We start from the raw sequence: 14,705 nt of genomic DNA, 5'->3' as shown, positions 1-14,705 counted from the left end.
CCGCATCCGAGAGTGCGACACGCCCTGCATTCGAATATATATTCGAATGCCTTCACTGTACCGCCAGCCTCCGACAAGAAGACACCCCAACCGCCGGACTGTGGAAAAGTCCGGCCAGCAGCAGCGACTCAGGCATGCGCAGCACACCGAAGAACAGGGCCATGGCGGGCAGTGCTGCGACTGCAAGCATGGTGCGCCAGACTCAGCCCCGCCTACGACGGCCATACGGTCCGCAGGGAGACCTACGCACAAACCATGCGTGACCCACAACGACCGCCTCACACCGCAGCTCGTGGTGCGAAACTCGACAGCCCCGCCCACTGGAAACAGTCATGTCGGTAGTACGCGTTTATCGATCGTGCACTATTCCCCGCTTTCAACGCGATCGCGGGAGGTTGATGGCTTATCATATGAAGGTTCGTCTCAGCACACATGACACACCCTTAATCGAATATATGTTCGATACCTGAGTCTACGGTCATGCTCCGACAATTTCAGCTGAAGCAGAATCTGCGGTTCTGGAAACTCGGGAGGTACCTCTAGCAGGAGGGAGCGGTGGACGGAACGCCCTCGGTCGACGACCTCTGACCCCAGTCATCGACCAGCGCTATGCGGCCGAACCGTCTCAAAACTCTATGGAGACGAGGCACCTAGGTTATGACCCTTATGACTCAGGTCCCGGAGATAGTTGCCCGTAAGGGGATCCTTCACCGGGCGCTGAGGAATTCACGGTGATTCCAAGCAACGGAAAGGCCACCAACCAGAGGGAGCTCCAGACGCGGATCTCCAGTTCTAACCAGACACATCATGCGATGGCCGAATAGCGCGGCATAAGTTGCCTGCCTCGCGAAGATGTCTAAGACGTGGTGGGCTGTTGACGCGTCCTTGCTTTCGAAGGCTTCAAACCCGTCAATCACGAGAACTAGCCCGGCTTCCGCTGCTTTCCATCCATAAGCTCGAACGGCTACTTCGCCGAGGCAATCGTTGAGAGCATCCAAGTTGGAGCCGTAGTAATCAGGGAAATCCAGAGCCCGGGCAACGTCTTGGTGGAGGTCAGCCTGAGATTGCCAGGCACCGGCGTCAACCTTAACGACCTTGTAGCCGTGGTTTCGCAGCCACGACGTTGCTTCGTCGAGGATCGCTTGCTGATGGAAAAGACTGATGAAGCCGTTCTGGATCAAGAGAAAGTCCAGCGGATGATTCAGCTCGTCAGCCAGGTCCCAAATTGCCATGAGTGAAACTGTATTGCCCTTCGGTTCTCTTCATGCGGATGCCGGCTTGTGCTGTTTTCCGGCGGTGCGTGCGGAAGAGAATCCTTCGCCGGGACGTGTGATCTGACAGTAGCCCGTGACTGAGTATCCTCATTTCATGGGTGACTTCATTCGCTATCAAAGTGCCGTCCCTAACCGTCGCGGGCGATTTCCAGGTGTTTTCGCGATGGCCAACGGGCTCAGAGATGAGGGGCTTTTGCGCGAAGAAGAAAAGCAATGGCTCCACGTTGCCAACGCCCACGCCTCTGCGGCATATGCCGACCCGACGACTGTTGTGGCGGACTGCTATGACTTGGAACTTAATCCTGGTGCCAGGTCGTGGTTCAAGGCCGAGTCCACGCCACTTCTTGAGATGACGGCGGCATACCTCGACCTACTCGACCGGCACAGCATCCCCTGGATGACGCTTCGCACCCGCAACCCCGGCCGACTTGTCTATGAGGACGCTGTGCAAGTCGTCGCAGTTCCTCATACCTATCCGGACCATTGGCCGTTCCGACCGGCACGGTAGAGGATCCTTCACCGGGCTCCCTGCGCAATCCTGCGCTACGGAGGGATCACGTGAGCGCCTGTGCGCCGACCACCCCGGGAAGGGCGGCCCGACCCGATCGGAATGGAGGAGAAGTGGAAGGCAACCGACTTGAGATGCAATTTCTGGACGCCATGACCGCGGTAGCCCGGCTGGTACTTCAGCCCGACAGCGGGCGTACCTATGACGTCACCATGGATAACGCCGGTCAGTTCATTGCTGAGTTCTTCGATTGCTCTCATGGTGGTGCCGCGTACGCCATCTGGATGAAGGTCAGCGACTACTTGGACGACCCAAGGGGCCCGATGACGGAGGAAGCGTGCGAGCAGGTCGGACGCAAAGTGGCTACTGAATGGCTGTCCGTCGACCAGTCATCTCCCGAGGCCGTCAGCACGTTTTTGCCCGGTGGCGCAGCCCGGAGCCTTGGCCAGCTTAAGAGCTGGGAGAGGATCTGCAATCGGAGGCCAGTTGGCGATGCTTCCTATATGCCCCTGACAAGTCTGACCGCCGCAACAGCGCCCGGTGAAGGGTCCTTCACCGGACGCGTGCTACAGGTCAGCAGCGGGGCCGGGCGAAGAGAGGATCGTGCCGTCCGATACCAGTGCCACGCGGATGGACGCAGCATGGAGGTCGATTATGCCGAGCCCCCCTTCAGCGATGTAACGATCACCCTCGATAGTGAGTGAGTCGATATTGCCGTAGTCAACGGACCCGTCCGGGTCACGCGAAGGCCGGGAACTGAGCTGACCCGTCCAGGTCAAATCTGTTACACCTTCGAACACCAGCACCCCCTTGCGGTAGCAGTATTGCTCCCCGGGGCGTGCCGGGGCATATGAGGGGTGTTCCTCGGTCAGTACGAACTCTGCGGTGATGACAAACTGTCCTCGGCTTGCATTGATGTCCAAGACCCAGCTGTCTTCCAGGTAAAAGCTCCTAAGAACTTCATGCTCAAAGTACTTTCCCAACGTCGGCCTCCCTACCTACATTTCGGATGAATTGCGCGGTCCGGTGAACTGTAGCGCTGGGTGCAAAGCCGAGCACACGTAAGGCGGTTCTCCGCCGAGCGGGGTTGGATTAGCTGACTGCCGGCAAGTCGTTGGTTAGTTGCCACTGGGAGGGCCTTCCCGAACTTCGGCCTCATCATGCGGCAGCCTCAACCGCGACGTGAAGTCGACTTTCCAGCTGTCGAGCTCAAAGAGGTCGTCTTCCCGGTCAACATACAAGGCCAGCGCGACTGGTATGCCGTCTATGTCTTTGAACCACCCTTCCGCGATGGTTCGTCCATAGCGAGGATGGCTCTTTCTCGAAGCGAAGCGAAGGCTGCCCATTCCCCCGTCATCCATGTCGGATACTCTCAGCGCTTCAAGATCAACAGGACCACGGTTCCATTCGGTCGCCCTGCTCAAAAGCACCGACAGTATTAGGACCTCACCGTCCTCTAGTCGTCGCTCCTTCATTCGATGATCCTACTGCTCAGAACCTTGGATATTTCCCGAGAACGATCGCCCGTAAGCTGTGACTTTCAGCGGTAAATGGCGGTGTTGTCACACCGCTATTTGGCGCAAGGGGTAGCCCGCAAGGGGATCCCCCTACGGGCACCCGCGCGGCATCGAGGGGCAGTTGAGAGTCTTGGTTGACAATCAATTTCGCGGTGGGGAGTGTGCCTGTCAATGAGGTCCCACTTTCAAGGAAGTGGAACACCGAAACCGCGGCAGAGCAGCGAGGTCCGCGAAGCGTGATCCCTAGCGAGCAGGAAGGCGCGAGTACATGTACATGTCCTTGCGCTGGCCGCCAATCTCTAGCCAGCTCCTCATCGTCCCTTCACGTACGAACCCGCTGCGCTCGGCTGCGCGCCAGGAGCCCTCATTCCAAGGCTCGACGTAGAGTTCCAGTCGATGAATCCCAGGTTGCGCAAGACCCCAGGCGGCGAGGGCACCTAAAGCAGAAGAAGCAGCTCCCTTCCCCCGATGGGCTGGTGCCACCCAGTAGCCAATGCTCGCTCGGCCTTGGCTGACGTTATTTAGCCACAGTCCGATTTGGCCAACCGCCTGATCAGAGGAGGAATCAGCAATAGCGAAGGAGTACCCGGTGCCATCAACTAAGCGCTGGTGCTGTCTTTCGATGAAGGCCAGAGCTGCCTGGCGTGAATCGCTGGTGGGAACCGTCGTGATGGCAGGAATTAGTGGATCGCTGGAGGCTTCCTGGACCACAGGAACATCGGCTGCCGTAAACGGGCGGAGCCTGTAAGGGGACGCAAGGAGTACAGGCTGTACCAGGGTATTCATTCTCAGACTCTACGCGGAGCCCCCGGGCAGCATGGGAGATACCGAAACTGCCACCGTCCCACTCACAAGGAAGTGGAACATCCCTCAACGGAGCATGGTTAGCTTTATGGGTGACCAGAGTGTTGACAAACCCTACTGATGACCTATGCCATTTCCTGCTGACGGCGCTCCGTGTTTGGAGCGGCCCAGCGTCGTCGTCGGACCACTTCGCTCGAAAGCTGGACTTTGCGGATAACACCGCCTTCCACTCGATGCGCCACAGCCTTATCGATGCACTGGATAGCGGAGAAGGTTTGGACATCAGTGACTTGCCAGTAGCAATCCGTATCGCTCGTATTGCTGTGACCGATGATTACTACGGCGCCGGGTGGGAGTGGCCTCTTGTCACGCGCTTCTCGGTTGAGGAAGCCCACGCGATGCTCCTTGCCCTGGAAGCCATCTCCGAAGATACGAATGGCTGAACATTCCGGCCCGCGTCCCCTCCCTGTTCCAATTCCAATTCCAATTCCAATTCCAAGGAAATGGGATACCAGTGACGGCGAAGGCATCCCTTGCGGTGATGAGGGTTTTGGCGCTGCTTTAATGAGCCAATGAACGAGTCGTCCATAATGGATCCACTTCTCCTCGGCGCCGTGCCCTTGGAGTTTCGCGTAGACGCCAACGCCGCACTCCGTGCTCTGGCATGTCCAAACCATCCAACTATGTCGCTACTCATCCAAGACACAAACGGCCGGTCTCCGTCCCCCATCAAAATTCACATCTCGGGTGAGTTGGTTCAGATCCCGTACAGGACCTACTACGAGTGGCCGGAGGTTAGTCGCACTCAAAATTCCCGTTCCGGACGTGCAGGATCCCGTACTGGCCGAACTCCGGGGCATGCGGGTTCCTCTAGAAGTCCGTCACATCCAGCTGCACCGCTTCATTGATCCGCAGGCCCCACCCGTACGTCACCTTCAAGAGCGTCGCGTCCCGATAAGCCGGTAGTGCCCCTTTCCGCCGCGACTGCAGGCACTCGTCCACCAGCGAGTCCACCCGGTCGAGCAGACGCTGCAGCTCATTCCGGGTCAGCGGCCGTCGGCCCGGCTGCCCCTCGTAGTTCTGAAGATGGGCCGTGGTGTTCCACTCATGACAGACCTGGATCGGGTGCGTGCCGAACCGCTGCATGCACTCATTCGCCCAGCCATAATGCTCAGAGCAAAGAAAGTCGCAGAAAGCCTTGATCGCGTACTGGTAAACCCGGATCGTCGATGGCCTCAGGTGCTTCACGGCGACCAGATGCGACGTCCACTCATCCATGCTCCCGGCCGTCCACTCCCACGGCCACTCACCACAGAACCTCTGGAAATCGCGAACCCTCAGGACGGCGCTGCGGATGCTCTTCTCGCGCAGATTCCTGCCGCCGCGCTGCTGCATTGACCAACCATCCAGCATCGCCTCAAACACGGAGTTCCCCTCGTCAAGAAACGCCACCCCCGCTGCAATGTGTAGCGACGACGCTCCTTGCGGAATCTCGCGTCGACTCACGACATTCTCCCGTCTGATGCACTAATAATGCATTAAACGGGAAATTTGGCCTTCTGGGCAGAACGAAAACCAAGCTGGTCAAGGGTTCGCAACGGTACCCTGAGGGCAATAACGCAGGCATGGGGGCGGGGGCGTTCCCGTTTACCGGAAAAGCGCGCATTAAATGTGATGCAGGCACGTGGTAGCGACACCCCAAATGGTCAGCTCCGACATTGCAGGGACGCGAATGTCCGGGTACTTGGGATTATCGGCCTGCAGGACTACGCCTGAGGACGTGACCCGCAGCCTTTTGATGGTCAGCTCGCCATCAAGGACAGCCACGACGACGGACCCGTCCTTGGGCTCCAGCGCGCGGTTGACAATCAACTCGTCACCGTCGCTTATTCCGGCGCCCTCCATGGACTCACCGGTCACCCTCACTACGAAAGTGCTGGTGACATCCTTGATCAGGTGCTCGTTGAGATCAATCCGACCATCAAAATAGTCCTGGGCGGGCGACGGATAGCCCGCCGCCACCGGGATAGGCGCCAGCAATACAGACATAAGGGAAAAGCCCGCATCTATCACGCGGGGGCCGACTATCACGCCCACAACACACCTTTATTCGAATATATGTTCGATAATTCAGTGTACAGCGGGTGGCTGACATTTGGGCTAGCGCATCACCCGATACCGCACATGCGTCACCAAGCCAGTCCCGCGTACCTCGGCCTGTTCAAGCTTCAGGTCCCCCACGCCGTCGAGCAGTCGCTCGCCACCACCCAGGACCATGGGTGAAATGTGGAGCCGCAGCTCGTCCATGAGTCCGGCCGAAAGATACTGGCGGGCGGTCTGGGCTCCCCCGGCAATAGCTACATCTTTGTCCCCGGCAGCTTGGCGGGCCTGCGCCAATGCCGATTCGATGCCGTCGGTGACGAAGTTGAATGTTGTCCCGCCTTCCATCTCCAACGGCTCACGGCGATGGTGGGTGAGCACAAAAACGGGTGCGTGATATGGCGGTTCCCCGCCCCACCAACCACGCCATTCCGTGTCCCACGCCCCGGTTCCGGGCCCTGCAAACATGTTGCGTCCCATGATGAAGGCACCGGCCGCGAGAATCCCTTCAATCTCAGGCGCATTCGCCTCCGGCTCTTCGAACATCCACCTGTGCAGGAGCTCTCCGCCGTCCCCCAACGGCTCCTCCACGCGCTGGTTGGGCCCGGCAACAAATCCATCCAGGGAAACAGTTAGGTCGCACGTGACTCGGCTCATGCGCCCATCATGCCACCACGGCGGCCGCGGCAGAACGGTCCGCGCGCGCAATGTGATCCACGTTATTACCGGCCGGTAAACAGCACGCTACGGATCGGCTAAAGATGGCAACAGCGGCGAAACACCCGCGAAAAGCCGGCCCCCTACGCTGATGATCAACAGCAGGTCACCTGAGCGAAAGGGCCAAACATGTCCGCCATCCCGTCCGCACCTTCCCTCCACATCGTCATTGCAGGCGCCGGTCCAGCGGCCCAGGCTCTGGTGCGGCGACTTGCCGGAGCGCCCGACTCCCGGCAGCGCGCTTTCCACGGAACCATCACCGTGCTCAGCAACCGCGACCAGTGCCCGGACGCCCTGTTGGAACTCGCCGAACTTCCCCAGGTCTCGGTCCGCTTCGGGCAGGCGGCCAGCTTCGTTGACGCTGATGCCAGGATCGTCACGACTGTGGATGGCATGGAGTTCTCCTACGACCAGTTGGTCATCGCCACTGGCTCGGCCCCGGCCCTTCCGCCGGTGGCAGGCGCCGATTCCAGCCTGAGCTACTCCACCATCGACGACGCCGCGAACATCGGCGAAGCGGTCAAGGACGTCACCCGCCTAGTGGGCCGCCGTCCCCTGGGAATCCTCGTCGGGAACGGACCGGCGGCGGGCCAAGCCGAGGCTGTGCTGCGTGCCCGCGGGGTCCGCCCCGTCCGCACAACCCTCCGCCCCACCGCCGTCGTGCCTTCCGCCAGCACCGGCACGGGTGCGCAGGGTTCCATGCTGCCGGCCACCGGCATCCTCTTCGAAGACGGCAGCAGCATGAAAGGCGACCTGGTGGTATTGGCCGAGGAGCGCACTGCCCGCAACGACCTCGCCGAAAGCGCCGGGCTCACAACCGCTCCCGACGGCGGCATTTCAGTGGGTCGCGACCTCGCCACGTCCGTACCAGGCATCTGGGCGATTGGCGATGCCGCATCCTGCGACGGACTACGACTGGGCCTGCTTCTGTCCGCCGAGTCCTCTGCGATGCTGTGCGCCTCAGGCCTGCTCTTGAGTGCGGGCAAAGACGATCAGCAGGCGTTGATCGCGGCCTGACGCCCCGTTGGCGGCGGCCCCAGTGACCTCCGATGCATGTGGCAAGATGGTCCTTTGACGGGCAGTGACAACCCTGCGGCCACCGGGCCGGCCACGCCCTGCACGGAAGGATCCCATGAGCAACGAAGCCGTCGCGCCAGCAAATATTGCCTCCTACATTGACCACACACTGTTGAAGCCGGAGGCCAGCGAGGCTGACGTCCTCAAGGTGTGCGCCGAGGCAGTCGAGTACAAGTTCAAGTCGGTGTGCGTGAACCCGGTTTGGGTCAAGACCGTCACCAAGGCCCTCAAAGGTTCGGGCGTGCTCACGTGCTCGGTCATCGGCTTCCCCTTGGGCGCCACCCCGAGCGACGTCAAGGCTTTCGAGGCCCGCGGAGCCGTGCTGGACGGCGCGGATGAAATCGACATGGTGATCAACATGGCCTCAGCCCGCGCCAACGACAAAGGTGCACTGGTGGACGACATCAGGGCCGTGTCCGAGGTAGTCCACGCCGGGGATGCCATCCTGAAGGTCATCATTGAGACCTCCATGCTGACCGATGAGCAGAAGGTCATTGCCTGCGAAGCGGCCGTGGAAGCTGGTGCGGACTTCGTCAAAACGTCCACCGGATTCAACGGCGGCGGTGCCACTGTTGAAGACATCGCCTTGATGCGCAAGACCGTGGGACCGGAGCTGGGGGTGAAGGCCTCAGGTGGAGTGCGCTCCCTCGCCGATGCACAGGCTATGATTGCTGCTGGTGCAACACGTATCGGAGCGAGCTCCGGAATTGCCATTGTCAAGGGTGAACAGGGTTCATCCGCCTACTAAGGCTTCCGCTGCCGTCAGAGATTTTTGAGCCCTGCGGGGCGAGGAGGAATGAATGTCCAAGAACGCCACAAGCGCCCCCATTGAAAAAGAGAACAGCCTGGGCACCAGCATTGTGCTGTTCCTTGTCATGATCGTGCTCTTCCTGGGTGCCATCTACTCCCTGTCCTTCCTCACGCTCGATAACCCGTGGCCGATGGCCGTCTGCCTCGGCCTGTTCGCGCTGGCGTTTTGGATCCCGCAGACCGTTTTTGGCCGCTCTGATTCTGCCGGCGAAAGCTAAACCCCGCTGATGACGTTGAATGGCCCGGGCTCCCGCCTGGGCCATTCCTTTTTGTTGGGCGTGTCCTTGGTGACCACCCTGCTTCTCACCGGCTGCGGTTCAGCAAGGGCCCTCAGTCAGCCGGCTGCACCGGAACGCGTGGAGTCAGCCTCCTGCGATGTGTTGGGAAGCAAGGCCGTCACCGTCAAAGAATGGACGGTGGAGGGGTATCTCGACCCCGAGGACACCTCAAAATCCCTGCAACGGGCCATAGATTCCGCCTCCAGGAGTGGTGGCGCGATCGTGCAGTTGCCCGAGGGCGTCTTCACCCTGGAACGCCCCTTGGTTATCAAGAGCAATGTTTTCCTCAGGGGAGCCGGGCCAAGCACCGTCCTGAAAGCAGGCCCGGACTTCCTTGAATTCGAGGGGCCTTTCGGCGGCCACCCCCTGATCACCACCAACGGCGCACAAAATGTCACCATCTCACAACTCACAGCGAACCAAAATGGCGACGAGTTGGATGGGAACCTGCCAGGACGCCTGCATGAGTATCTAATAGACGTCCGCCACTCCAGCAATGCCTTGGTGGAGGGTGTCAGCACCCGCAATCCTTACACGTACTCCATCGCCGTGGTGGCCAGCAGCAATTTCTGCGTCCGTGATAACCACACATTGGTGACCAGCAGCAACCGATACGATCAGTTGGACGGCATCCACATCACTGACTCCCATAAAGGGTTGGTGGAGGGCAACACCGTCGACCAGCGTCAGGGAGACGACGGAGACGACGGCCTTGTGGCCCAAGCCCTCGGCGCGTCAGTGTATGACGTGATCTACAGAAACAATGTGGTGCGGGGCGGATCCCACGGCTCGGGACTGCAGCTGGCCGTCGGCGAGCATGAAATCTACAACATCACTGTGGATGGCAATCGGTTCTGGGGTTCTCCCGATGGCATCAAAACCGGTTACTACGACGGCGGCAGGGCGGCGGTTCACGATGTAGCGGTCATTAACAACGAATTCTTCGACCTTCAAGGCCCATGGCTCAACTTTCACGGCGACCTGGAAAACATCGTTGTGACCCACAACGTCACCTGCCAGGCCGGCACCATCATGCTCGAGGACGCACCCGGAAACATTGTGGCCAACAACGGCACGAACTGCTGATGTGGACTCCCATCAGGGCAGTTGCACTACGCCGCCCAAGGCCGCTAGAACGCCGGGCCAATGCTGTTGCGCCAACGTCCACGCGGCGGCACCCATGCCCACCATGGCGTAACCGCTGACAGGGATAAGGACCAGCCATTCACGTCGGGAACCGGCCCGCCCCAGCAACGGGATGGAGAAAGCGCCATTGGGACGCCAGATTCCCCGGATCATGGATTTTCGCAGGAATTTTGGTGGTTTGATGACGATGGGCCATAGAAGCGGCACCCCGCCGACGGTAATCATGTCCCCCACGATGTGCACCACTACCCCGGTGAGCATGGACAGTGGCAACCAACCCCATTGATCCGGCGCAAACCACGTCACCAGGCCGGCCATCACCAAAGCGAACAGCCAGTTGGTAATCCACCCCGACTTTGGAAACAGATTCAAGGCCTTGGCCGCCAGATTGATCATGAACATGCACAGCAACCCGGCTCCGATCGAGAGCTTGCCTACCGGCGTGACCATCTGGAACTGGGCTGCCATGGCTGCCAGCACCACAAACGCGGAAGCCCCCAACAGCGAGTGCGTCCCTTGGCGGTGCCCTCCGCTGGCTTTTTCGATCCCCACGGCAATCACGTTGGACAGCGGCGGCAGTGAATTCGCGATGGTGCTGTGGCGGTGGTCCCAGTCGACCACCAAAGCAGTTCCCGCCGTCGCCATGGCGCCGATCAGGATTCCGGTGGAATCCAACGGATACCAACCCAAGGCGTAAGGGCCGGTCGAGGCAATAGCAATCCACGCCGCGGCTCCCGACGCGGCGTGATGTCCTCCCATCATGCAGTTAGCCAGCCTTTACAGGTACTTCAGCGAAAATCGCTTCAATGACGTTATTGGCCCATTGCAGGATCTCGGCATCCTGTAGGTCGCGTCCGCCGATCCTGGCCGTCTTGGGCTTGGGAATCAGCACAGCGTCCAAGGCAGGCTTGACCTGCGAACCGGGATACATGCGGTTCAGGCGCATGGTTTTGGACTCGGGCAGTTGGGCCGGCGAGAAGCGGATGAAGTTGCCTTGGAGTGCGACGTCGGACAGGCCGGCTTCGCGGGCACCCACCCGGAAGCGGGCCACGGCGATGAGGTTTTGGGCGGGCAGCGGCGGTTCGCCGTAGCGGTCCACGAGTTCGGCCAGGACTTCATCGATGGCCTCGTAGGTGATGGCGGAGGCCAGTTTCCGGTACGCTTCCAGGCGCAACCTTTCACCGGGCACGTAGTCGTGGGGAAGGTGGGCGTTGACTGGCAGCTCGATCTTCATCTCGGCTGCCTTCTCTTCAGCCTCGCCACGGTATTCGGCAACAGCCTCGCCCACCAGCCGGATGTAGAGGTCGAAGCCGACGCCTTGGATATGGCCGGATTGCTCGCCGCCCAGCAGGTTGCCGGCACCACGGATTTCCAGGTCTTTCATGGCCAACTGCATGCCGGCGCCCAGCTCGTTGTGGGCCGCCACGGCCTTGAGCCGCTCCAACGCCACCTCGCCCAAGGGTTTCTCCGAGGGGTAGAGGAAGTAGGCGTAGGCACGTTCCCGGCCACGGCCAACACGGCCGCGGAGCTGATGGAGCTGCGAAAGGCCGTACTTGTCGGCCCCGTCCACGATCAGGGTGTTGGCGTTGGAGATATCCAGACCGGTCTCGATGATGGTGGTGCAGACAAGAACGTCGAAACGCTTCTCCCAGAAGTCCACGATGATCTTCTCAAGGCGGCTTTCGGACATTTGCCCGTGGGCTACTTCAACCCGGGCTTCGGGGACCAGCTCCCGGATCTGCGCGGCGATGCGTTCGATGGACGAGACACGGTTGTGTACAAAGAACACCTGTCCCTCGCGCATGAGTTCGCGGCGGATCGCGGCGGAGGTCTGCTTATTGGTATATGGGCCCACGTAGGTCAGCACAGGGTGGCGTTCCTCGGGCGGCGTCGCCAGGGTGGACGTTTCCCGGATGCCCGTCAGCGACATTTCCAAGGTTCGCGGAATCGGCGTGGCACTCATGGCCAACACATCCACGTTGGTACGCATCTTCTTGAGCGCTTCCTTGTGCTCCACGCCAAAGCGCTGCTCCTCGTCAACGATCACCAGGCCCAGGTCCTTGAACTGGAAATCCTTGGACAGAAGCCGGTGCGTACCGATCACCACGTCCACGGCGCCGCTCTTAACGCCCTCAGCCGTTTCCTTGGCTTCCTTGCTGCTCTGGAACCGTGACAACGGCTTTACGCGCAAGGGGAAGCCGCTGAAGCGCTCGGTAAACGTTTCGTAGTGCTGTTGCGCAAGGAGCGTGGTGGGCACCAGAACCGCCACCTGCTTGCCGTCCTGAACGGCTTTGAAGGCAGCACGGACGGCGATTTCGGTCTTGCCGTAGCCCACGTCGCCGGACACCAGCCGGTCCATGGGGATCTCCCGCTCCATGTCAGCTTTGACCTCGTTGATGGTGGTTAGCTGATCGGGCGTTTCCACATAGGGGAATGCTTCCTCAAGCTCACGCTGCCACGGGGTGTCGGGCGCAAAAGCATGCCCCCTGGAGGCCATGCGGGCAGAATACAACCGGATCAGCTCACCCGCGATTTCCTTGACGGCCTTGCGGGCCTTGGACTTGGTGCTGGCCCAGTCTGCGCCGCCCATCTTGCTCAGGGCCGGCGCATCTCCGCCCACGTAGCGGGTCACCTGGTCCAGTTGGTCGGTTGGTACAAAGAGCCGGTCCCCCGGCGCGCCACGCTTGGACGGCGCGTACTCGAGCACCAGATACTCACGCAGACCGGCATCGGACGACGACGTTCCCGTTACCTTCCGCTGAATCAGCTCCACGAACCGGCCGATTCCGTGCTGCTCGTGCACCACGAAATCGCCGGCGTGCAGCTGCAGCGGGTCAACGGCGTTGCGGCGCTTGGACGGCATGCGCCGCATGTCCTTGGTGGAGCTCGCTGTTGCACGGCCCAGCAAATCGGCTTCAGTCAGCAAGCCAAGTTTGAGGCCGTCCAGGACAAAACCACGTCCGACGGCGGCAGTGGTCACCTCGATGATGCCCGGCTGGGGCTCCTTATCCAGGGACTCCACGCGGGAACAAGGAATGTCTGCGTCATGGAACAGTTCGGCCAGGCGCTGGGCGGGTCCGGGACCATCGGTCACCACCACCACACGCCACTGCTCGCGTACTCGGGAGCCAATGAACTCCAGCATTTCGGCCACGTCACCCTGGTAGCCACGAGGTTCGCGGGCGCGCATGTTGAGGACATCGATGTCCAGGACCAGGTCTTCATCTGAGGCGAGCGAGGTGATGGACCACCAGGACACGCCATGTTCCAGGGCGGCAGAGCGGGTGTCGGTGAGCGAACGGAAACTGGCGGCATGCAGGTCCGCGGATGCCTGGGACGAAAGGTCAAGGGGCGCCGCACCTCCGTCGGACGCCGTTGACCAAGCAGCTTCCAGGAACTCCTCGTTGGTCGCTGCGAGGTCGTGCGCGCGGGTGCGCACTTTCTCCGGTTCGATGACCACTGAAAGCGAGCCGGCCGGGAGCTGGTCCACGAACGGGACCATGGCATCCACCAGCACGGGGGCCAATGATTCCATACCTTCAACAGCGATGCCGCCCGCGATCTTCTCCAGCATGTCGGCCGCGGCAGGCATGTCGGCCTTGAGCTTGGCTGCACGGGACATCACGGAAGCGGTGATCAGGATTTCCCGGCACGGCGGGGCGTGCAGCTCGGTGGGGTGGTGGATTCCGGGTGCGGACAGCGAGCGCTGGTCGGCCACGGCGAACCAGCGCATCTGGTCCACTTCGTCGCCGAAGAATTCCACGCGGATGGGGTGGTCCTCGGTGGGTGGAAAAACGTCAAGGATGCCGCCACGGACCGCAAACTCGCCACGGTGGGTCACCATGTCCACACGGGCATACGCGGCGTCGGACAGGGCCCTGACAACTTCGGTGAAGGAACGCTCCTGCCCTACCTGTAGCGTCACCGGAACCAGGTCGCCCAAGCCGGCCACAATGGGCTGGACCACGGCGCGAACCGGAGCCACCACCACGCGCAAGGGGGCCGACGTCGAGCTTTCAGGGTGTGTCAGGCGGCGCAGGACGGAGAGTCGGCGGCCCACGGTATCGGAACGGGGCGAGAGCCGCTCATGCGGAAGGGTCTCCCAGCTGGGGAAGGTGGCCACGGACTCCGCGGGGAGGTAGGAAGCGAGCGCCGCGGTGAGGTCCTCGGCTTCCCGGCCGGTGGCGGTGACAGCGAGGACCACGGGAGCGCCCGCGCCATCGGCAGCAGCGTCAGCCAGCGCATCGGCCATTTCGGCGAGCAACACGGCACGCATGCCAGTGGGAGCGCTGATCTGGTAGTCGGCGTTCCGGTCGCTGAAGGACCGCTGTGCCTCCGTACGAACGCGCGCAAAAGTCTTGTCCTCCGCCAGTACGCGGCGCAGACCGTTGAGGCTCATGGCAGAAACTCCTAGGGTGGGTCCAAGGGCAGGCAACACAAATGCCCGGAAATTCAGATGAATGCCGGGTCATTC

The 14,705-nt window shown here is 61.1% G+C and carries 16 protein-coding genes; 6 read left to right on the top strand and 10 right to left on the bottom strand.

Going from position 1 to position 14,705, the window contains the following annotated elements:
- Positions 1–707: 707 nt before the first annotated feature.
- Entirely contained in the window at positions 708–1,232 is a 525-nt protein-coding gene (locus A477_RS0112425; protein ID WP_017199312.1) for a barstar family protein, read from the bottom strand.
- A gap of 136 nt (positions 1,233–1,368) precedes the next feature.
- Between A477_RS0112425 and A477_RS0112420 the strand changes: the two genes are divergently transcribed.
- Positions 1,369–1,782 carry a hypothetical protein gene (locus tag A477_RS0112420; RefSeq protein WP_026005582.1) on the top strand — a complete coding sequence of 138 codons (414 nt, stop codon included), beginning with the start codon at positions 1,369–1,371 and terminating at the stop codon, positions 1,780–1,782.
- Between the two features lie 35 nt (positions 1,783–1,817).
- Here the strand turns inward: A477_RS0112420 and A477_RS23320 are convergent, their stop codons facing one another.
- The 4 genes from A477_RS23320 to A477_RS0112405 all read right to left on the bottom strand — a co-directional run bounded on the left by A477_RS23320 (position 1,818) and on the right by A477_RS0112405 (position 4,085).
- A complete protein-coding gene (locus tag A477_RS23320; RefSeq protein ID WP_157367092.1) occupies positions 1,818–2,042 on the bottom strand; it encodes a hypothetical protein in 225 nt (74 codons plus the stop codon).
- A gap of 306 nt (positions 2,043–2,348) precedes the next feature.
- Positions 2,349–2,765 (bottom strand): hypothetical protein, encoded by a 417-nt coding sequence (locus A477_RS23315; protein ID WP_157367091.1) that lies wholly within the window; start codon positions 2,763–2,765, stop codon positions 2,349–2,351.
- A gap of 135 nt (positions 2,766–2,900) precedes the next feature.
- Positions 2,901–3,257, bottom strand: a complete 357-nt coding sequence (locus tag A477_RS0112410; RefSeq protein ID WP_017199309.1) for a DUF6984 family protein — start codon at positions 3,255–3,257, stop codon at positions 2,901–2,903.
- Positions 3,258–3,542: 285 nt separating this feature from the next.
- On the bottom strand, positions 3,543–4,085 hold the full coding sequence (locus A477_RS0112405; protein ID WP_017199308.1) for a GNAT family N-acetyltransferase: 543 nt from the start codon (positions 4,083–4,085) through the stop codon (positions 3,543–3,545).
- 119 nt (positions 4,086–4,204) lie between these two features.
- Here A477_RS0112405 and A477_RS0112400 point away from each other — a divergent pair, with 119 nt between their 5' ends.
- Positions 4,205–4,546, top strand: coding sequence for a hypothetical protein (locus A477_RS0112400; protein WP_017199307.1), 342 nt, complete (start codon positions 4,205–4,207; stop codon positions 4,544–4,546).
- Positions 4,547–4,973: 427 nt separating this feature from the next.
- Here the strand turns inward: A477_RS0112400 and A477_RS22300 are convergent, their stop codons facing one another.
- The 3 genes from A477_RS22300 to A477_RS0112385 form a co-directional block, all read right to left on the bottom strand.
- Positions 4,974–5,528 carry a site-specific integrase gene (locus A477_RS22300; RefSeq protein ID WP_157367089.1) on the bottom strand — a complete coding sequence of 185 codons (555 nt, stop codon included), beginning with the start codon at positions 5,526–5,528 and terminating at the stop codon, positions 4,974–4,976.
- A gap of 240 nt (positions 5,529–5,768) precedes the next feature.
- Complete coding sequence (locus tag A477_RS0112390) at positions 5,769–6,200, bottom strand: LexA family protein (protein WP_017199306.1); 432 nt, start codon at positions 6,198–6,200, stop codon at positions 5,769–5,771.
- Between the two features lie 63 nt (positions 6,201–6,263).
- Positions 6,264–6,860: a dihydrofolate reductase family protein gene (locus A477_RS0112385; RefSeq protein ID WP_026005581.1), complete on the bottom strand. Its 597-nt coding sequence runs from the start codon at positions 6,858–6,860 to the stop codon at positions 6,264–6,266.
- A 189-nt stretch (positions 6,861–7,049) separates the two neighbouring features.
- On the opposite strand from A477_RS0112385, the gene A477_RS0112380 reads away from it, so the two are divergent.
- The 4 genes from A477_RS0112380 to A477_RS0112365 all read left to right on the top strand — a co-directional run bounded on the left by A477_RS0112380 (position 7,050) and on the right by A477_RS0112365 (position 10,171).
- Positions 7,050–7,937 carry an FAD-dependent oxidoreductase gene (locus A477_RS0112380; protein ID WP_017199304.1) on the top strand — a complete coding sequence of 296 codons (888 nt, stop codon included), beginning with the start codon at positions 7,050–7,052 and terminating at the stop codon, positions 7,935–7,937.
- Between the two features lie 115 nt (positions 7,938–8,052).
- Complete coding sequence (deoC, locus tag A477_RS0112375) at positions 8,053–8,745, top strand: deoxyribose-phosphate aldolase (RefSeq protein WP_017199303.1); 693 nt, start codon at positions 8,053–8,055, stop codon at positions 8,743–8,745.
- A gap of 52 nt (positions 8,746–8,797) precedes the next feature.
- Positions 8,798–9,025, top strand: coding sequence for a hypothetical protein (locus A477_RS0112370; protein ID WP_017199302.1), 228 nt, complete (start codon positions 8,798–8,800; stop codon positions 9,023–9,025).
- 9 nt (positions 9,026–9,034) lie between these two features.
- Entirely contained in the window at positions 9,035–10,171 is a 1,137-nt protein-coding gene (locus tag A477_RS0112365) for a right-handed parallel beta-helix repeat-containing protein (protein WP_017199301.1), read from the top strand.
- Positions 10,172–10,183: 12 nt separating this feature from the next.
- Here the strand turns inward: A477_RS0112365 and A477_RS0112360 are convergent, their stop codons facing one another.
- Together A477_RS0112360 and mfd are read right to left on the bottom strand one after the other, a co-directional pair.
- A complete protein-coding gene (locus tag A477_RS0112360; RefSeq protein WP_014921147.1) occupies positions 10,184–10,993 on the bottom strand; it encodes a metal-dependent hydrolase in 810 nt (269 codons plus the stop codon).
- A 4-nt stretch (positions 10,994–10,997) separates the two neighbouring features.
- Complete coding sequence (gene mfd / locus A477_RS0112355) at positions 10,998–14,630, bottom strand: transcription-repair coupling factor (protein WP_026005580.1); 3,633 nt, start codon at positions 14,628–14,630, stop codon at positions 10,998–11,000.
- Positions 14,631–14,705 lie beyond the last annotated feature (75 nt).

The organism is Arthrobacter sp. M2012083, from assembly GCF_000281065.1.
Classification (GTDB): domain Bacteria; phylum Actinomycetota; class Actinomycetes; order Actinomycetales; family Micrococcaceae; genus Arthrobacter.
The sequence above is the reverse complement of the archived record's forward strand: the minus strand, read 5'-3'. Positions and strand labels throughout refer to the sequence as shown.